At 64.0% G+C, this 18530-nt stretch carries 18 protein-coding genes; 15 read left to right on the top strand and 3 right to left on the bottom strand.

Annotation, left to right across the window (positions count from 1 at the left end; translation table 11 throughout):
- Positions 1-71 precede the first annotated feature (71 nt).
- Positions 72-707 (top strand): nucleoside/nucleotide kinase family protein, encoded by a 636-nt coding sequence (locus H2O75_RS07535; RefSeq protein ID WP_220462713.1) that lies wholly within the window; start codon positions 72-74, stop codon positions 705-707.
- Between the two features lie 30 nt (positions 708-737).
- Here the strand turns inward: H2O75_RS07535 and H2O75_RS07530 are convergent, their stop codons facing one another.
- Complete coding sequence (locus tag H2O75_RS07530; RefSeq protein ID WP_182170374.1) at positions 738-1925, bottom strand: glycine C-acetyltransferase; 1188 nt, start codon at positions 1923-1925, stop codon at positions 738-740.
- Entirely contained in the window at positions 1922-2995 is a 1074-nt protein-coding gene (gene tdh, locus H2O75_RS07525) for an L-threonine 3-dehydrogenase (protein WP_182170371.1), read from the bottom strand. Before tdh ends, H2O75_RS07530 begins: the two co-directional genes overlap by 4 nt.
- 190 nt (positions 2996-3185) lie before the next feature.
- Here tdh and ftsY point away from each other — a divergent pair, with 190 nt between their 5' ends.
- The 14 genes from ftsY to H2O75_RS07455 all read left to right on the top strand — a co-directional run bounded on the left by ftsY (position 3186) and on the right by H2O75_RS07455 (position 15424).
- Entirely contained in the window at positions 3186-4358 is a 1173-nt protein-coding gene (ftsY, locus tag H2O75_RS07520; protein WP_182170368.1) for a signal recognition particle-docking protein FtsY, read from the top strand.
- A gap of 94 nt (positions 4359-4452) precedes the next feature.
- Complete coding sequence (rbsK, locus tag H2O75_RS07515) at positions 4453-5367, top strand: ribokinase (RefSeq protein WP_182170365.1); 915 nt, start codon at positions 4453-4455, stop codon at positions 5365-5367.
- A 137-nt stretch (positions 5368-5504) separates the two neighbouring features.
- Positions 5505-7052, top strand: a complete 1548-nt coding sequence (gene ffh, locus H2O75_RS07510) for a signal recognition particle protein (protein WP_182170362.1) — start codon at positions 5505-5507, stop codon at positions 7050-7052.
- The gene (locus H2O75_RS07505; protein ID WP_182170359.1) at positions 7049-8143 is read left to right on the top strand and encodes an amidohydrolase family protein; all 1095 of its coding nucleotides are present in this window, start codon (positions 7049-7051) and stop codon (positions 8141-8143) included. The genes ffh and H2O75_RS07505 overlap by 4 nt, the downstream gene beginning before the upstream one ends.
- 163 nt (positions 8144-8306) lie before the next feature.
- A complete protein-coding gene (gene rpsP, locus H2O75_RS07500) occupies positions 8307-8762 on the top strand; it encodes a 30S ribosomal protein S16 (RefSeq protein ID WP_182170356.1) in 456 nt (151 codons plus the stop codon).
- Positions 8762-9001: an RNA-binding protein gene (locus tag H2O75_RS07495; protein WP_182170353.1), complete on the top strand. Its 240-nt coding sequence runs from the start codon at positions 8762-8764 to the stop codon at positions 8999-9001. Before rpsP ends, H2O75_RS07495 begins: the two co-directional genes overlap by 1 nt.
- A 61-nt stretch (positions 9002-9062) precedes the next feature.
- On the top strand, positions 9063-9599 hold the full coding sequence (gene rimM / locus H2O75_RS07490; protein WP_182170350.1) for a ribosome maturation factor RimM: 537 nt from the start codon (positions 9063-9065) through the stop codon (positions 9597-9599).
- Positions 9600-10997 (top strand): tRNA (guanosine(37)-N1)-methyltransferase TrmD, encoded by a 1398-nt coding sequence (gene trmD / locus H2O75_RS07485; RefSeq protein WP_182170347.1) that lies wholly within the window; start codon positions 9600-9602, stop codon positions 10995-10997. It abuts the gene before it with no gap.
- A gap of 143 nt (positions 10998-11140) precedes the next feature.
- The gene (gene rplS, locus H2O75_RS07480; protein WP_182170344.1) at positions 11141-11491 is read left to right on the top strand and encodes a 50S ribosomal protein L19; all 351 of its coding nucleotides are present in this window, start codon (positions 11141-11143) and stop codon (positions 11489-11491) included.
- Between the two features lie 86 nt (positions 11492-11577).
- On the top strand, positions 11578-12333 hold the full coding sequence (gene lepB, locus H2O75_RS07475; protein ID WP_182170342.1) for a signal peptidase I: 756 nt from the start codon (positions 11578-11580) through the stop codon (positions 12331-12333).
- Positions 12330-12989 (top strand): ribonuclease HII, encoded by a 660-nt coding sequence (gene rnhB / locus H2O75_RS07470; RefSeq protein ID WP_259365226.1) that lies wholly within the window; start codon positions 12330-12332, stop codon positions 12987-12989. Before lepB ends, rnhB begins: the two co-directional genes overlap by 4 nt.
- Positions 12982-13296, top strand: a complete 315-nt coding sequence (locus tag H2O75_RS07465) for a DUF2469 domain-containing protein (protein WP_182170340.1) — start codon at positions 12982-12984, stop codon at positions 13294-13296. Before rnhB ends, H2O75_RS07465 begins: the two co-directional genes overlap by 8 nt.
- A gap of 119 nt (positions 13297-13415) precedes the next feature.
- The gene (gene dprA / locus H2O75_RS07460) at positions 13416-14498 is read left to right on the top strand and encodes a DNA-processing protein DprA (protein ID WP_182170338.1); all 1083 of its coding nucleotides are present in this window, start codon (positions 13416-13418) and stop codon (positions 14496-14498) included.
- Entirely contained in the window at positions 14495-15424 is a 930-nt protein-coding gene (locus tag H2O75_RS07455; RefSeq protein ID WP_182170336.1) for a tyrosine recombinase XerC, read from the top strand. The genes dprA and H2O75_RS07455 overlap by 4 nt, the downstream gene beginning before the upstream one ends.
- Here the strand turns inward: H2O75_RS07455 and H2O75_RS07450 are convergent.
- Positions 15421-18015: a LuxR C-terminal-related transcriptional regulator gene (locus H2O75_RS07450; protein WP_182170334.1), complete on the bottom strand. Its 2595-nt coding sequence runs from the start codon at positions 18013-18015 to the stop codon at positions 15421-15423. The genes H2O75_RS07455 and H2O75_RS07450 overlap by 4 nt on opposite strands.
- Positions 18016-18530 lie beyond the last annotated feature (515 nt).

The following is an 18530-nucleotide window of genomic DNA, read 5'->3' as shown; positions in this document are numbered from 1 at the left end:
TCGGGCGCCATAACCGTGCCCGATCATCTCTGGGAATGGGAGATAATGGTTCGATCAGCGAAAGGACAGCGATGCCGGACATGATCAGCCTCTCCGACGGCGACGGACACGATAGGCTCCTCGAACGCGCGAAAGCGCTCATGCAGGGCAGAGCTGTTCTCGGGATCGCGGGTGCGCCGGGGGCAGGCAAATCCACGCTCAGCCAGGCACTCGTCGAGGCTCTCGACAGGTCTGTCGTCGTGGGCATGGACGGCTTCCACCTCACGAACGACGAACTCGTCCGCCTGGGACGACGGGACCGCAAGGGCGCTCCCGATACCTTCGATGTTCACGGCTACATCGCCCTCCTCCACCGGCTCAAGAACGAGTCGATCGACGTGTACGCGCCCGCCTACCAGCGCGGCATCGGACACTCCATCGCCGGAGCGATCCGCGTCCCAGCAGATACGTCACTCATCATCACGGAGGGGAACTATCTCCTCCTCGACGACGGGCCGTGGAAGGGAGTCCGCCCGCTCCTCGACGAGACCTGGTTCGTCGAGATCCCAGACCATACCCGGATCGACAGGTTGATCGCCCGGCACGTCGAGTCGGGAAAGACGGCGGATGCTGCGCGGGAATGGACGCTGGGCCCTGACCAGGCCAATGCTGACCTGGTCAGGTCAACCCGGGAGAACGCAGACCTCGTCATCACACTAGGAACCTGAGACGCTCCACTGGACGAATAGCGCCCGGTGTCAGCTGGTCACGCGGTCTCGTGAGGCGATGAACGCATCGACGCACGCGTCCACGTCGGCCTCTGAATGGGAGGCGGACAGCTGGACGCGGATACGGGCCTGGCCCTTCGGGACGACGGGGAAAGAAAAAGCCGTCACGTAGACGCCGAGCTTGAGCATGTCCTCTGCGATAGCAGCCGCCTGGCGGGCACCATCATCGCCGGGGAACATGACGGCAATGATCGGATGCGAACCGGGGAGGAGCTCGAAGCCGGCCTCTGCCATCCGAGAGCGGAACCTGGCCGCGTTCGTGTCCAGCTGTGCACGACGATCATCACCCGCCGCCGCGAGACGGATAGCGACTCGGGCTCCCGCAACGAGGGACGGTGCGACAGCGTTCGAGAAGAGATAGGGGCGGCCGCGCTGCTTGAGCAGATCGACGACCTCCCGGGAGCCGGCCACATAGCCTCCGGAAGCGCCGCCGAGCGCCTTCCCGAGCGTCCCGGTCAGAATATCGACACGGTCCGAGACTCCGGCCCGTGCAGGGGTGCCCGCCCCGCGTGGGCCGATCAGGCCGGTCGCGTGGGAATCATCGACGGCTACGGCGGCCCCGTATTGCTCAGCCAGGTCACAGATCTCCTCAAGGGGAGCGAAATAGCCGTCCATCGAGAACACGCCGTCGGTGATGATGAGGATCCGCCGCGAACCTTGAGCGGCAGCGAGACACTCCTCCAGCCCGGCCATGTCCCTATTCTCGTACCGGAACCTCTTCGCCTTCGACAGTCGAACCCCGTCGATGATCGAGGCGTGGTTGAGAGAGTCAGAGATCACGGCATCCTCCGCCGTCAGCAAGACCTCGAAGAGCGCGCCATTCGCATCGAAACAGGACGGGAACAGGATCGCGTCCTCCGTGCCGAGATATGCGGCGATCTCTTTCTCCAGCTCGCGATGTGCCTCGTGGGTGCCGCAGATGAAACGGACGGAGGCCGTGCCGAAGCCCATCGTGTCGAGACCCTCGTGGGCTGCCGCAACGACCTCGGGATGATTCGCCAGACCTAGATAGTTGTTGGCGCAGAAGTTGAGGGCGGGCCCGTTCGCCGTGGTGATGTGGGGGCCCTGAGGAGACGTCAGGAGCCGTTCCCGCTTCGTCAGGCCACCAGCCTCAATCGCGTCGAGCTCGTCCCTCAACTGGTCGCGGAATGTCATCATGAGTTACTCCAATCGATAAGAACCTTGCCGGCGGCGCCGGACGCCGCAGCGTCGAAGGCATCCCGCCAGTTCTCGGCAGGAAATCTGTGGGTGATAAGAGTCCGCAGGGCCTCTCGCAGCGGCTCCGAGGACAGCAGGATCGTTGTTGCCGTGTACCACGTATCGAACATCTCCCGGCCGTAGACGCCCTTGATGGTGAACATGCGGGTGATGACCCGGTTCCAATCGATCTCGTAGGTCCTCGCCGGCAGGCCCAGCATGGCGATCTTTCCGCCGTGCGTCAGGTTGTTGATGATCGAATCCATCGCAACCGGGCTGCCCGACATTTCGAACGCCACATCGAAGCCCTCTCTCATCCGCAGGCGCCGCTGAACGGCCTCGAGAGTATCGCGAGTCGTATTGACCAGTTCCACAGCCCCGAAACCGGCGAAGGCCGTCCGTGCGAGAGCGAGACGATCATCGGAGATATCGGTGAGGACAACGTGGCGTGCACCAGCATGACGGGCGATGAGTGCCGACATGATGCCGATCGGGCCCGCACCCGTGATGAGGACGTCCTCCCCGGTCAGCGGATATTGGAAAGCCGTGTGGACGGCGTTGCCGAACGGGTCGAAGATGGCACCGAGTTCGGGATCGATCTCGGCTGGCTGAACCCACACGTTGTGGGCCGGAACAGTCACGTAGGTCGCGAACGCTCCATCCCGATCGACACCGATCGAGGAGGTCCGTATACACATGTGGTGGCGCCCGCCCCGGCAGTTCCGACATCGCCCGCAGACGACGTGGCCTTCGACAGACACGTGGTCGCCCACCCGGAGCACATCAGCCCGATCATCCTGTTCTACGCCCTCGCCGAGCTCGACAATGGTTCCGAAGAACTCGTGCCCGATCACCTGGCCGGGAGAGACATGTTCGGCCGCGAAATCATCCCACGACAGGATGTGGAGGTCCGTCCCGCACAATCCCGCATACAGAACCTTGATCTTCACCTCGCCCACCCCGGGCGCCGGTTCTGGAACCTCTGTCAATGCCAAACCGGGGCCTCGATCCGGTTTGATGAGAGCCTGCATACCATCCTCCTCGTCACGTGTAGAACAACCCTAGCCCGAGATATCGGTGTGCGGGACGAACCGGCTGCGCCGCGAATCCAAGGGCCGACGTCTACCGCACTCCCACGGAAACCCGTCGCCCCCAGCATCAACGGTGCACTCCGTGCGCGCACGGGTGTACTCGGGCGGAAAGATAGGGGAAACTGAAGTCATGCCAGAAACCCTGATCTTTATATTTGCCTTCGTCATCGTCCTCGTTACCGGGGTGGCCCTGTATGCGGGGGCGAGGAGGAAGAAGTCGGACACGTTCCGGCTCGACGAGTCCATGACGCCCGTCCTCACCGAGGACGAAGCACAGGCGCTCGAGGATGCGGAAGAGGAAGTCGCCCACGATCATGAATCGGGCGATCCGGAGCTCGTCGCGCCCGCCGCGACGCTGGAGAGGCCCGAGTCCGTCCAATCGCGCATGGAGCGCCTACGGGCCCGTCTCGCACGCTCGGGCACGATGGGGAAGGCACTCCTGTCGATCCTCTCGCGCGGCGATCTGACAGAAGATGACTGGGACGAGATCGAAGAGACGCTCCTCGGGGCAGACGTCGGCCTCGAAGCCTCGGACGAGCTCATGGAGAAGCTCCGCACGGAGACCAAGGTTCGGGGGACAACAGACCCAGGCGTGGTCCGCGAGATCCTCCGCGAGCAGCTGCTCGCCCTCATCGACCCCACGCTCGACCGCTCGCTCGATACCGTCCCCGGCATCGGTGAAGACGGCAACCATCATCCCGCGACCGTCCTCGTCGTCGGCGTCAACGGCACGGGCAAGACCACGACAATCGGCAAGCTCGGGCGCGTTCTCGTGGCCCAGGAGCGCAGTGTCGTGCTCGGTGCGGCTGACACATTCAGGGCCGCCGCCGCAGACCAGCTCCAGACCTGGGGTGAACGAGTAGGCGTCGATGTGGTGCGTTCCGACATCGAGGGCGCAGATCCTGCCTCCGTCGCATTCGAAGCCGTCGCCGAGGGGCGCCGCCGGGAGGCGGATGTCGTTCTCGTCGACACGGCGGGACGACTGCAGAACAAGGCTGGACTCATGGACGAGCTGGGCAAGATCAAGCGCGTCATGGAGAAGCAGGCACCGGTGCGGGAAGTCCTCCTCGTCATCGATGCCACAACCGGCCAGAACGCCATGTCCCAAGCCAAAGTCTTCTCCGAGGTCGTCGGCATCACCGGCATCGTCCTCACGAAGCTCGATGGCACCGCCAAGGGCGGGATCGTCATCAACGTCCAGCGCACCCTCGGTGTGCCGGTCAAGTTCGTCGGGCTCGGGGAGGGTGCCGACGATCTGGCACCCTTCGACCCCGAGGGGTTCGTCGACGCTCTCCTCTCCTGAGGGACGTCTGGCGGGCGGGGGAAGCCTCCCGCCCGCCACTCTCAATCGAGAGAATCAGACACATCGGGACAGCGCTGTCCCAGGAAGGAACACTGTGGATATCGCAGTCGTCGGATCAAACAACGTTGATCTCATCACCTACATCGATCGCATGCCCAAGCTCGGGGAAACGCTCGAGGCACCCGACTTCGAGATGGGATGCGGGGGCAAGGGCGCCAACCAGGCGATCGCGGCCTCGCGTCTCGGCGCGCAGGTGCGCATGGTCACCCGCGTCGGCACCGACATCTTCGCGGCCAACACTGTCAAGAACTTCGCCGACAACGGCATCGACACGGAATGGGTCCTCGAAACGGAAGGGCCCTCCGGAGTCGCCCCCATCTTCGTCGACAAGGATTCGAACAACTCGATCGTCATCGTCAAAGGCGCCAACGGTCTGCTCACGCCGGAGGATGTCGCCGCTGCTGGGGATGCGATCGCCGAATGCCAGCTCCTCGTCCTCCAACTCGAGATCCCCCTCGAGACCGTCTACGCCGCAATCGACCTTGCTGTGGAGCGAGGCGTTCCCGTTCTCCTCAACCCGGCCCCCGCAGACCCTGCTCTCGACATGGCATACGTCGGCAAATGCACATACTTCGTTCCCAACGAGACAGAACTCTCCCTCCTCGTCGGCCGCGACGCGGAGAGCCTTGACGAGATCCGTGACGCAGGGGCAGAGATCCTTGCCAGATCAGAGCTCGAGAACCTCATCGTCACACTCGGCTCCCGCGGCAGCCTGTGGCTGACGCGCGATGACGAGGTGCTCGTGCCCGCCCACGCGGTCGATGCGGTGGACTCCACGGGCGCGGGCGATGCCTTCATCGGCTGCTTCTCGACACAGATCACGCGGGGCCTAAGCGTGCCAGAGGCGCTCGAGCAGGCCTCCCTCTATGCGGCGAACTCCGTCACCAAACGCGGCACGCAATACTCGTATGCGACGGCGGACGAGTTCGAGGAGTGGAAGAACGCCTGACGGTTGGGCGATGGGCGGGGGCGGACTCAGCCGCCCCACCGCGGCACGGTAGACTCATGTGCGGGCGGAGGTCGCATCGGGTAGTCGAGCGGCGTCAGAAACGACTACTCTGAACGAAGTCAAAGGATAGGAAGACTGTGTTTGCATCACTCTCTGATCGGATAACCGGCTCTTTTAAGCAGCTGCGCGGCAAGGGCCGCCTGTCCGAGGCGGACGTCGACGGTACGATCCGGGAGATTCGCCGCGCCCTCCTCGAGGCAGACGTGGCACTGCCCGTCGTTCGACAGTTCACGTCCGCAGTGCGGGAGAAGGCCATCACGGCCCTCCAGTCGCAGGCCCTCAACCCCGCCCAGCAGGTCATCAAGATCGTCAACGACGAACTCATCGAAATCCTCGGCGGTGACACGAGGGAACTGAATTTCGCTTCACATCCGCCCACCGTCATCATGCTCGCCGGCCTCCAGGGCGCGGGCAAGACCACTCTCGCGGGCAAGCTCGGCAAATGGTTGAAGGAACGCGACAACAAGGTCCTTCTCATCGCCTCCGACCTGCAACGCCCCAACGCCGTCAACCAGCTTCAGATCGTCGGCGGCCAGGCCGGCGTCGACGTGTGGGCCCCCGAGCCCGGCAACGGAATCGGCGATCCGGTCAGAGTCGCACGCGAAGGCGTCGACCACGCGCGAGCCAACCACTACAACATCGTCATCGTCGATACGGCCGGCCGTCTCGGCATCGATGAGGAGATGATGGCGCAGGCGCGGGACATCCGCGACGCGGTGAGGCCGAACGAAACACTGTTCGTCCTCGATGCGATGATCGGCCAGGATGCCGTCCAAACCTCGATCGCGTTCCGTGACGGCGTCGGTTTCACTGGCGTCGTCCTCTCCAAGCTCGACGGCGATGCTCGCGGCGGCGCGGCCCTGTCCGTGCGGGGCGTGACCGGTGTACCGGTCCTCTTCGCCTCCACCGGCGAGAAGCTTGACGACTTCGAGCGCTTCCACGCGGACCGCATGGCCTCCCGCATCCTCGACATGGGAGACATCCTCACCCTCATCGAGCAGGCACAGAAGGCCTACGACGAGAAGGAAGCCGAAGACCTTGCCGAGAAGATGGCAGGGGGCACGTTCACGCTCAACGACTTCCTGTCCCAGCTTCAGCAGATCAAGAAGATGGGATCGATGAAGAAGATGCTCGGCATGATGCCGGGCATGGGACAGTTCCGCAACGAGCTCGAGAACTTCGACGAGAGGGAGATCGACCGCGTCGAAGCGATCATCAGGTCGATGACGCCACGTGAGCGCACTGACCCGAAGATCCTCAACGGATCCCGGCGCCTGCGGATCGCCAACGGCTCGGGCACCACCGTCCAAGAGGTGAATGCCCTCATGGACAGGTTCGAGAAGGCCAAGACTCTCATGCAGCACATGTCTCGGGGCGGGGGAGCCCCCGGCATGGGGTCCCTCCCTGGCATGGGGAAGCGTGCGAAGGCCCGCCAGCCAGCAGCATCGAAGAAGGCCAAGTCCTCGAACAAGAAGGGCCGTTCCGGCAATCCGGCGAAGAGGGCGCAGCAGGAGCGCGAGGCCGCGAAGAAAGCCGCCAACGCACCCCAGGGTTCAGCCTTCGGCGTTGCCAAGGGTTCAGATGATGCACCAGACCTGAACGAGCTGGCAAAGTTCCTCCGATGATCCACCTTTCCGGCACCATCCTCCCCGGAGAAGCATCCGAGGCATGGATCGTCGACGGCGTCATCACCTACACGAAGCCAGCCGGTGCATCGGCCGCGACGACGATCGCGGGTGTCGCGATGCCGGGGCTGGTCGACGTGCACTGCCACATCGGGCTCGGGGCTGATCTCGTCGTCTCTCGCGAGGACGCTCTCGGGCAGGCGCGCGATGTTCTCGCAACGGGGGTGACGCTTGTCCGGGACCTCGGCGTGCCGGCAGACATGCGGTGGATCGACGGTGAGCCTGCCACGCCGACGATCATCCACTGCGGCACCCACATCGCTCGCCCCAAGCGTTACCTGCGGGGAGTCTCCCGCGACATCGAACCGGCAGAGCTGCCCTCTGTCATCGTCGAGGAGGCACAGCGCGGCGATGGGTGGGTCAAGCTCGTCGGTGACTGGATCGACCGCTCCCGCGGAGCGGACTCTGACCTTGAGCCGCTATGGCCGCGCGACGTTCTCGTCGATGCGATCCAGGCCGCACACGAGGCCGGCGCCCGTGTTGCTGTCCACACGTTCGGAACGGACACGATCGACGATCTGCTCGAGGCCGGTGTCGATGACATCGAGCACGGCACGGGAATGACACGGGATCAGATGTCCGAGGTGGCCGCGCGCGGCATCCTCGTCACGCCCACCGCGAACCAGGTGTCCACCTTCGCCGATATCGCCCGCCAGGCGGGCCAGAAGTACCCGGTCTATGCCGAGCGGATGATGAGAATGTTCGAGAACCGCTACGAGCATATGGCGGCCATGGCGGATGCTGGGATCGCGCTGCTCATGGGCTCCGATTCGGGGAGCACGCTCGCCTACGGCACGCTGCCGAGCGAGCTTCAGGCCTGCGTGTCCGTCGGCATACCGGCCCCCACGGTCCTTGCTGCCGCCTCGTGGGAGGGCAGGAGCCGCCTCGGCTACAGCAGTCTCGAGGAGGGCACTGTCGCGGACGTCGTGATCTACGAATCGGACCCGAGAACCGACATGTCCGTGCTCGATCGACCGGTCGCCGTTATCCGGGCCGGCACACTCGTGAGTGAGGCCACCCCCGAGGTGTGATGTTGCACTTGGGTTGAGCGGCGTTCTCTGGCAGAATTGGTCGCTGTACCCGGCGTGTTTTCAGGACCCTCTCGCCTACTCATGCCGTGTCCCGGAGAACGGTCATCTTGGCCCCACCAAGAAGACCCGATTCCATAACTCAGAACCAGGAGTGACCACACAAGTGGCAGTTAAGATTCGTTTGAAGCGCATGGGCAAGATCCATGCGCCGGTTTACCGTGTTGTCGTCGTCGATTCGCGCAAGAAGCGCGATGGTCGCGTCATCGAGGAGATCGGCAAGTACAACCCGCTCATGGAGCCCTCGTTGATCGAGATCAACTCCGAGCGCGCACAGTACTGGCTCTCCGTCGGCGCACAGCCGTCCGATGCCGTCCGTCGTCAGCTCCACATCACCGGCGACTGGGCCAAGTTCCGCGGCAAGGGCAACACCGAAGGCATGCTTGCCGTCAAGGAAATCTCGGAAGACGAGAAGACCAAGGCACGTGACGAGGCCATTGCCAAGATCCAGGATGAGGCAGAGAAGCAGCGCGCCAAGAAGGCCGAAGCTAATCTCGCCGCTCGGGCCGAAGCTGAGGCTGAAGCGTCCGCCGAGGCAGAAGCTCCGGCTGAGGACGCCTAATGCTGGCGGATGTTCTCGAGCACCTCGTGCGTGGAATCGTCGATAATCCCGACGATGTTCGTGTCGACTCGAAGCGCGGTCGGCGCGGCGAGACCCTCGAGGTACGAGTCCACCCCGACGATCTCGGTCGCGTGATCGGACGGTCCGGACGGACCGCTCGAGCTCTGCGCTCCGTCATGTCCGCGCTCGTTGCGCGCGGCTCGATCAGGGTCGACGTCGTCGAGACTGACCAGGCATAACAGCAAGTCGTGGGGCCGGTGCGATTCTTATCGCACCGGCCCCGTCTTGTACCCTGAGAACGTGCAATTACGGGTAGCTATCATCGGTCAGCCTCATGGTCTCAAGGGCGAAGTGCGCCTCGACGTTCGAACGGACTCCCCCGAGCAACGTCTCGGCGTGGGGGCTGTTTTGGAGACGGAGCCGCCCGAGGCGGGCCCGTTGACGATCAAGAAATCCAGAGTCTACAAAGATTCGCTCTTTGTCGCCTTCGAGGAGGTCAACGATCGCACGGGCGCGGAGGGGCTCCGCGGGGTCGCGCTCGTCATCGAGACGGATGAGGAGGAGGAGCGGGACGACGAGGGCTGGTATCGGCACGAGCTGGTCGGTCTCGAAGCTCTCGATCCGGACGGCTACACCCTCGGAACCGTGACGGACTTGGAGACGATGCCGGCTCAGGATCTGCTCGTCGTCGAGGAACCGGATGGGAAGATCACGCGCGTCCCGTTCGTGCAGGACATCGTGACCGAGGTCGATCTCGAGGACGGGTGTGTCGTCATCGATGCTCCCCCCGGACTGTTCTCGGACGAGGACATCATCATTGCTGACGGAGAAGACTGAATGCGCTTCGATATCTTCTCCGTCTTCCCCTCCTACCTCAACTCGCTCCAACTCTCTCTCGTTGGGAAGGCGAACGAGGGCGGGGCGATCGATGTCCGCGTCCACGACCTTCGCGACTGGACCGAGGATCGGCATCGGACCGTCGATGACACTCCCGTCGGAGGCGGGGCCGGGATGGTGATGAGAGCCGATATCTGGGGCAAGGCCCTCGATACGGCATTCGATGCCGATCTCGGAATAGCCCATCCCCGCCGCATTCTCGCGATACCGACACCGGCGGGATATCCGCTCAGCCAAGAGATCTGCAACGATCTTGCCACCGGCTCGGACCAGATCGTCATCGCCTGCGGCAGGTATGAGGGTATTGACGGCCGCGTCGCGGACCACTATGCGAATCGTGACGACGTCGAGGTCTTCGAGTTCAGCCTCGGAGACTACGTTCTCAACGGCGGTGAAGTCGCGGCGCTCGCACTCGTCGAGGCCGTCGCGCGGCTCGTCCCCGGTGTGATCGGCAATCCCCAATCCCTCGTCGAGGAATCGCATGGCACAGCCGGTCTTCTCGAGTATCCGAACTATACGAGACCGCTCGACTGGCGCGGCCTATCAGTGCCGGCCATCCTCACCTCCGGCGACCACGGGCGAGTCGCCCGTTGGCGACGCGATGAAGCGCTGCGGAAGACTGCACTCCGCAGGCCCGACATGATCGCCGGCCTCGACGCCGCGTCGCTCGACAGGCGCGACCGGGCGACTCTCGGACAACACGGGTGGTATTGGCCGAAGAATCCAGCCGTCGGTGCTCATCCGATCAGGCCGACCGCTGAGATTGCGCGGAACAGGCACGCGGCGGCGGAGTACGCGGCCCTGGCACGCTCCACGTTCCCGGATGCATGCCCTCCGACCATGAGCCCGGCCGATATCGAAGCCTTCCTCGAGACCAACCTGTCTGAAGAGTTCTTCGCGGCCGCGATCCAGTCAGACGATACGAGGGTTGTGGGTGTGCGGGACACGCACGGCAATCTCCTCGCCTACTCCCTGTCGATCATCCCCGACGGTGACGGCGTGGCGGGTGCGGATGAGGGCGCCCCGGTTGATGCCGTCCTCTCTGTCGGAGACCGGATCGGCCCGCTTATCGAACTCTCGAAGTTCTACCTTCATCGCGACTGGCGCGGATCCGGCCTCGGCGGGCTCCTTATGACCGCAACGCTCGAGGAGCTGTTGTCCGCAACCCGCGCGTGGGAGCGCCCCTACGTGTGGCTGGGAACGAACGCGCGGAACAGGCGCGCCCAGGGCCTGTACGCGAAGCTCGGTTTCGAGGTGGTGGGCAGGCGGACGTTCATGGTGGGTGAGCAGAGTAACGACGATGTTGTTATGGCGAGAACTCTCGATGTGACATACTAGAACGCGCTGATCACTCGCTGACACAGTGCGCATATCCTGCCGCAGGGGGACGCGCATCGGCGAGATCCTCCGTATCTTCGGCAGCCTGCCTGCCCCGATAATCGCTTGTGACCTGCGTGCATGAGCGGGAATAGAAGAAAAGTATGCATACTCTCGATATTGTCGACGCCAAGTCGCTCAAGTCCGACCTTCCCGACTTCCGCGCCGGTGACACCGTCCGCGTGAACGTCAACATCGTCGAAGGCAACCGTTCCCGCGTCCAGGCCTTCCAGGGTGTTGTCCTGGCTCGCCGCGGCGATGGTCTGCGCGAGACCTTCATGGTCCGCAAGGTCTCGTTCGGTGTCGGCGTGGAGCGTACCTTCCCGCTGCACTCGCCCTCGATCGAGTCGATCGAGGTCATCTCCCGCGGCCGCGTGCGCCGTGCGAAGCTGTACTACCTGCGCGATCGTCACGGCAAGGCCGCGAAGATCCGCGAAAAGCGCACCGACAAGTAGTGATGATGCGGCCCGCTGGAATTATCCGGCGGGTCGCATTTTTTCGCCGCGCATGGTTGCTAGAGTTATCGAGGTCAGGAGGATGAATGGCTGAGGACAGTATTCCCGAGGGTGAGATGCCGCCCAGCTATGCTCCCGAACCCTCGAAGGATCACGGTGCGGCCCCCGGGAAGACGAGCGTCAAGGCCTATGTCCTCGAACTCGTCACCGTCATCGCCTTCGCACTCGTGGTCTCCGTCCTCATCAAGACGTTCCTGTTCCAAGCGTTCTATATTCCGTCCTCCTCGATGACGAACACGCTCGAGATCGGCGACCGGATCATCGTCAACAAGCTTGCCGATTCCGTCGATGACATCAACCGGGGCGACATCGTCGTCTTCGTCGATCCGGGCGGGTGGCTGGATGATCAGCCAGATCCTGATCGATCTGCTCTTGTCGACGGTCTCTACACGATCGGTGAGACGATCGGGCTCCTGCCGCGCGATTCCGGCCAGCATCTTGTCAAGCGGGTCATCGGCGTCGGCGGGGACGAGGTGGAGTGCTGCAGCGAGGGCGGAGAGATCCTGGTCAATGGTGTCCCCATCGACGAACCCTACATCCGCGAGGGCACCATCCCGTCGGGGATGGACTTCCATGTCATCGTGCCGAGCGGACACCTGTGGGTCATGGGCGATAATCGTTCCAATTCGGAGGATTCACGCGCCCACATGGGAGCCCCCGGGGGCGGCTTCGTGCCGGTCGACAATGTCGAGGGGCGCGTCTCCCTCATCATGTATCCGCTGTCGCGCTTCGGCGGACTCGGCGACTTCTCCGCAGTCTTCGAGGATGTTCCCTCGCCGTGACACGGTTCGCCACGCGAGAGCTCGAGCAGCGGCTGCTCGCCGAGCTCGCCGAGTCCCTTGGGCGCCCGGCCTGCCTGGTGGGCATGGACGAGGTCGGTCGAGGATCGCTTGCGGGCCCGGTCGCGGTCGGAGCCGTCCTCATCGCCTCTGACAGCCCGCCCCCGCCCACGGGGCTGGCCGATTCGAAGGTCCTCTCGGTCAAGAGTCGAGACGAGCTCGTCCACCCGATCAGAGAGTGGGCTCCCGGAGCCGTCGGCTACGGCTCGGTCGAGACGATCAACACCCGCGGCATCGTGCCAGCCCTGCGGGAGGCTGGGATGAATGCACTTGCCGAGTTGCCCCGGCAGCCGGACCTTGTTCTTCTTGACGGCGTCCACGATTGGCTGACGGATGCAGACCTCTTCTCATCCGCGGCAACACCGCCGGTGCGGACGGTCGTGAAGGGCGACCTGACATGCACTGTCATTGCCGCCGCATCGATCCTTGCCAAGGTTGCCAGAGACTCTCTCATGTCTCGATTGGATGGGGGAGAGGGCTATAGTTGGAGTTCGAACAAAGGCTATGCGTCGCCGTCCCACATTGAGGCGCTGACATTGCTCGGGCCGCATCATCATCACCGAACCGCGTGGAAACTTCCAGGAGTAGCACATGAGTGAATTGGAAAACTTCGAGGGGGACATGGAGCTCGCGCTATACCGCGAGTACCGCGACGTTCTCAACCTCTTCCGTTTCGTTGTCGAAACCGAGCGCAGGTTCTATCTCGCGAACGACGTCGATGTGAAGATCCGCTCGTCGGGCAACGGCGAAGTCTTCTTTGATGTGTCTCTCACGGATGCCTGGGTGTGGGACATCTACCGTTCCACACGCTTCGTGAAATCCGTTCGCATCGTCACGTTCAAGGATGTCAATGTCGAAGAGCTCAACAAGTCGGACCTGATGAAAGATCTCGGTCTCGACAAGTAGGCACCACCCGTGCTCGGCCCGTCCACAGAGGACGGGCCGTCTGCTTTCTCCGAAGACGAACCGTCTGCGTGACCGGGCGAACCGCAGGAGGCTGATCATGGTCGAGGAAAGGCGGCGCCATGACATCACTCACCGGCGAGCACCGAGCTCGCGCGATCTGGTCACATCTGTGCGAACCGGGAGATCCTGCACGGAGTCTCGTGGACAGCGGGGCAGAGGACGCTCTCACAGCACTCAAATCGGGCGATTTATCGGGCTATGCGCCGTATGCAGACAGGTGGCGGACACGTCTCGAGGGACTGCCGCCAGACGTCGAAGACGGCATACAGCCCGGCACCTTCCTCATTCCGACCGATCCGGGGTGGCCCCGACGCCTGGACGACCTGGGCGACATGACGCCGATCGTCCTGTGGGTCGATGGTGACTCGAGTGTGCTGAACCGCCCAGCCGTGTCCATTGTCGGTTCACGGGAGGCCACGCACTATGGGACGGCGGTCGCGACAGAGTTCGCGACCGCTTTGAGCTCCTCCCACGTCCTCGTGTCTGGCGGCGCCTACGGCATTGATGCCGCCGTTCATCGGGCCGCTCTTGCCGCGCGGGGCCGGACCGTGGTCGTGGCCGCCGGCGGAATCGACAGGATCTATCCCGCGGCACATCGCGCGCTCGTCGAGACGATCGTTGTGGCGGGCGGTGCCATCGTCTCCGAACAGCCTCCCGGAGCGGCGCCGGCACGGCATCGCTTTCTGTCTCGCAACCGCCTTATCGCAGCACTCGGGCAGGCAACGGTCGTCGTCGAGGCGGCCCGCCGTTCGGGCGCGCTCTCCACCGCGAGGTGGGCCGGTGAGCTGGGCCGAGAAGTCTGTGCGGTGCCGGGCCCGATCACCTCCCACGCAAGTTCTGGAACGAACCAGCTGCTGCGGGATTTCGGTACCTGCGTGACATCGCCCGGGGACCTGCTCGAACTGTTGGGAACGATCGGACCGGACCCGATCCTGCCCGAGCATGCCACGTCCTATGATCGCTTGCACGAGCGTGACAAGAAGGTGTGGAACGCTCTGGAGACGAGCCGAATACGGTCGCTTCCAGCCCTCGCGCGGGAGGCTGGCCTGAGCGTCTCCGAAACTGTCAGTTCTCTCGAGCTTCTTCGGTCGATCGGCATGGCCAGATCGATCGCCGGCCGGTGGATTAGGGTGATCGTATGAGTTCTCTTGCTGTGTCATCCCTGCTCGATGCCTATCGGCGCGAACTCTCAGTGCGCAGAGGACTGTCGGAGCACACCGTCGCCGCCTATGTTGCCGATGCTCGGAGCCTGATCAACTATCTGGCGTCCCTCGTCGGACTCGACCCCGTCGACGTCACGGTCGCCGATCTTGATCTCAGCCATCTCGAGCTTGCAGACTTGAGGTCTTGGCTGGGCGCCCAGCAGCGGGCAGGATCCTCGCGATCATCGCTTGCTCGACGTGCCGCCGCGATCAAGTCGTTCACGGCCTGGCTGGCGGACAGAGACGTGACCGAACGAGACGCGGGGGAGCGACTCGTCAGCCCACGGGCAGACTCGCGCCTGCCCAACGTGCTGTCGGAGGACGATGCTCGGCGGCTGCTCGACTATGCGCGAGACGTTGCCGCGAGCGGACATCGGTCGAAGATCCGGAACTGGGCCGCATGCGAAATGCTCTACTCGTCGGCTCTGAGGATCAGCGAACTCACCGGGCTCAACACGACGGACGTGTCGGACGATGCGGTGAGAGTCTTCGGCAAGGGCGGGGTGGAACGGATCGTTCCTCTCGGCGTCCCCGCCCGCGAGGCCATCGACGCGTACCTGGCCGTGCGCCATACCTTTATCGTCACTCCGACGGATGCACTCTTCCTCGGAGACCGCGGGGGCCGGCTCGATCCGCGGACCCTGCGCGGCATCCTCCATCGTCTCTCCGGCGCGGCCGGCGTCTCCGACACCGCGCCCCACGATCTCAGGCATTCCGCCGCGACACACATGCTGGAGGGCGGGTCGGATCTGAGGACGGTCCAGGAGTTCCTCGGCCACGCCTCGCTCGGCACCACCCAGCGGTACACCCACGTGTCACCGGATCGGCTCCGTGCCGCGTTCGGCCAGGCACATCCGCGCGCCTAGCCGCGCAATGATCGGACGGCCTCGCGCCGCGTCGTCACGCCGAGCTTGCGATAGATGGAGCGCTGGTGAGTGCGGACCGTCGCGGGAGACAGGTGAAGCTCCTCCGCGATTTCGGCTGCCGTCATCGTCGTCTCCAGATACGTGAGGATCTCCCGTTCTCGGGTGGTCAGCGAGGAGGGAACGCGGGACGGGCCGAGGAGGAGAGCGTCGGCCGCGAGCCTGGCTGCGATAAAGGGTTCGTGGGCGGTACCCCACGCGGCATGGGCCGTGGCAAGCTCGCGCGCGTGGTCGTCCATCCTCACGAACGGCTGCGCAATCGATTCGGGAGCGATGACGTCGAGGCACTGTTCGAGGAGTTCGTGAGCACGCTCGCTGTGCCCCCGCTCCCAGGCGATCGCGGCGTGGGTGAAGAGGACCGAACCTGTCGTGAAACTCGGCATGAATCCCTCGTCGAGGCTGCCCAGCAGACGAAGCGCCTGGTCGGGATGACCGAGCCTGCGCCATAGATCCGCCGCCATCACCAGCGTCGTGGTGATCCCGCTCGTCTCGTCGAGCTCACCGAGTGTGTTGATCGCGGCACTCTGGTTGCCAGATGCCCAATGCAGGCCTGCAGCCGCGACGCACTTGTAGGAGGGCCACGGCAGGCCATGGATCACGTCGTCGGCGACCTTGCGGAGCATGATCGCGGCTTCGTCAAGATGGGTTCCGAGAAGGGCTGCCGCGTAGGCGAAGTAGACACGTCCCATGCCGGCGTTGGAGGAGACAGGGCCACCCGTCTTGTCGAGAAGCCTGGCCTCGTCCAAGACTGTCGTCAGATCGCCCTGCCAGAAGGCGATGAAGATCGCGGACCACGAGTTGAGACTCCCATCGAACGGATCCCAACCCATGGTCCGATCCTGGGATCGCAGCGTGCCCAGAGACTTCTGGGCAAGGGTGAGGCGTCCGGCAAAGGCGAGAGCGAGAGCGCTGGTGGCGGATGCTCGGCGGGCAAAAGAATGATTGCCCGAGCGCTCGGCGCTGAGCGCCGCGCCGTGGAGGAGGTCGATGGCGCGGCGGGGGTTCGACCGCAGGCGCAGCCGCGTCCATGCCGCGAGGAAGCTGCCGTGCGTGTACTGGCCTCTGCTGAGCGGGCGGCTCGAGAGGATGTTCTCCGCCGCTGTCAGTGCCTCAGCGATGTCCTCATAGTCGGACAACAGCAGGAGGTCAGCGAAACGGCGGACATCGTTGACGCGGAGCACCTCCTCCTCGGACAGTCCGTCCGCCGCACGGTCCGCCCTGGCCCGCAGGAGAGCGGAGCCGGTTGAGTCTCCCGCCATGTCCCTGCAGCAGGCCCTCATGTAGAGCAGGCCCGGGCTCTCTGAGTCGAGGTCGAGGCAGTGTCTCTCGAGGACGGCGGCCTTTCCGTCGGTGATGAGCTGCAGCCAACTGGCTTCGATGGTCCTCTCGACGAAGGTTCGATCCCCCGTCGTCACCGCATGGCGAATGGCTGCCGAGGGGTCACGGTCCACATGCCATTCGGCGGCGCGACGATGGACGAACGCATGCCGTTCTGGATCTGTGCGTTTGAGGATGTCTCGGCAGCTCTGCGCAAACGTCGTGTGCCAGCGAAAGTGGCCGTTCCCATCGGCGCGGCGGAACGAATCGAGGAACAGTCCCCGCCGCTGGCACTCCGCGAGGAGGGCCGCGCCGTTCTGGTTGCCGGATATGCTGACGGCTTGCGCCGTGTCGAATCGGTCGCAGGTCGTTGCATCGAGAACGAACCGCCGGAGCCCGGGTTCGAGATTCCCGAGAATGTCATGTTCGATGTAGTCGGTCAGTACGGTCGGGGTTCCATGGTCGGAGAAGTCGACACCGACCGGTGCTCCGTGGCCGCTGCGCAGGAGAAGCTGAACAGCGACCGGCCAACCTCCCGTCTCCTCCCACAGTCGGCGTCCCGTCGCCCGGGCGTGCCCCCGCGGCACATCCGAGGACACCAGGCTGACAACCTCCGCTGGCGAGAAGAGAAGCGATTCCGAGGGGAACTGCCGAGCCGTGCCGTTGGCGAGCTGCTTGGCCAACCACGTGCTCATGTCCCGTGTGGCCGCGACGACGAAGCGGAGCCTGCCGCGGCTGTATCGCACGAGGGGATCGATGACGGCGACGAGAGCCTCCTTCGTCGTTTCGTGTGCGTCATCGAGAATGACTGTCGTCGTCTCCGACGCCGGCAAAGCGGCCATGAGGGAATCGAGCAGCACGTGAAGGGGCTCGTCTCCCTCCTGCATGCGCACGATCTGCTCCTCAAGGATCGAATTGTGTGGGTAGATCTCCAAGAGGGAAGCGACGACGGACGATAGGAGCTCCCGTGGCGTCGTGTGGTCGCGGACCACGGTCACCCACGCGGTCGGTGCCGTCCTGTCCCTCGCCCACATGGCGAGCCCAGTCGTCTTCCCGAAGCCCGAAGGAGCATCGACGACGGTGATGGTGAAGCTGCGGGCGCACGATTCGAGAAGATTGACCACGTTGGGGCGTGGAAGAGCGTCCGGTCGAATCTCCGGTGCCGATATGAGAAACCAGGGGGTCGGCGACAACCGGTGGAGAGACTCGCTTGACATGGTGCCATCGTAGCAATCTGCGGCTTTGAGGGCATGTCAAGTCACCGTGGGGACTATTGCCCATATGGTGCAATTATGTACTTTTTGGAGCGTTTTCGCGTCTCGGAAGCGCCTTTCGCTCTCCTGGCCGAATCTCTGTGTCGCGGCTCACGTCCGCGCTGAGCCTGTCGGTATGCTTCGGACGTCCCACCCTCAAAGTCATCAATTGTTGATGATATTTCGAGGCTTAGGCACACCTCAGCTAGCCGTTCTTTCCCAGAATTCGCATGATAAAGGGCGCCGGGTCGAGCCCGGCCCAGTCAACGAAGGCGACGCGGGGAGTTCTGTCCTGTCGTCGCGCGAGAGAGATGGTGGTGTCGGGAACCAATGAGGCCCCACAGTCGCCACACCCACATGCGTGATCACGGAGACAGCGCCGAGAGACACAGATCCTCGCCCCACCCTCGGGGGAGAGCTGCGTCAGACGTCGTGGTCACGGACAGGAGTAGCTGCAGTCAATGATTATGCAAAGAGAA

Origin of the sequence: Flaviflexus equikiangi (assembly GCF_014069875.1) — a bacterium.
GTDB lineage: Bacteria > Actinomycetota > Actinomycetes > Actinomycetales > Actinomycetaceae > Flaviflexus > Flaviflexus equikiangi.
This window is presented reverse-complemented; position numbering and strand designations above follow the sequence as displayed.

Bases quoted from the DNA above. Each gene is read 5' to 3' on its own strand.
- H2O75_RS07535 (WP_220462713.1), top strand. From the start codon at position 72: ATGCCGGACATGATCAGCCTCTCCGACGGCGACGGACACGATAGGCTC.
- H2O75_RS07530 (WP_182170374.1), bottom strand. From the start codon at position 1,925: ATGATGACATTCCGCGACCAGTTGAGGGACGAGCTCGACGCGATTGAG.
- tdh (WP_182170371.1), bottom strand. From the start codon at position 2,995: ATGCAGGCTCTCATCAAACCGGATCGAGGCCCCGGTTTGGCATTGACA.
- ftsY (WP_182170368.1), top strand. From the start codon at position 3,186: ATGCCAGAAACCCTGATCTTTATATTTGCCTTCGTCATCGTCCTCGTT.
- H2O75_RS07505 (WP_182170359.1), top strand. From the start codon at position 7,049: ATGATCCACCTTTCCGGCACCATCCTCCCCGGAGAAGCATCCGAGGCA.
- H2O75_RS07495 (WP_182170353.1), top strand. From the start codon at position 8,762: ATGCTGGCGGATGTTCTCGAGCACCTCGTGCGTGGAATCGTCGATAAT.
- trmD (WP_182170347.1), top strand. From the start codon at position 9,600: ATGCGCTTCGATATCTTCTCCGTCTTCCCCTCCTACCTCAACTCGCTC.
- rplS (WP_182170344.1), top strand. From the start codon at position 11,141: ATGCATACTCTCGATATTGTCGACGCCAAGTCGCTCAAGTCCGACCTT.
- lepB (WP_182170342.1), top strand. From the start codon at position 11,578: ATGGCTGAGGACAGTATTCCCGAGGGTGAGATGCCGCCCAGCTATGCT.
- H2O75_RS07465 (WP_182170340.1), top strand. From the start codon at position 12,982: ATGAGTGAATTGGAAAACTTCGAGGGGGACATGGAGCTCGCGCTATAC.
- dprA (WP_182170338.1), top strand. From the start codon at position 13,416: ATGACATCACTCACCGGCGAGCACCGAGCTCGCGCGATCTGGTCACAT.
- H2O75_RS07455 (WP_182170336.1), top strand. From the start codon at position 14,495: ATGAGTTCTCTTGCTGTGTCATCCCTGCTCGATGCCTATCGGCGCGAA.
- H2O75_RS07450 (WP_182170334.1), bottom strand. From the start codon at position 18,015: ATGTCAAGCGAGTCTCTCCACCGGTTGTCGCCGACCCCCTGGTTTCTC.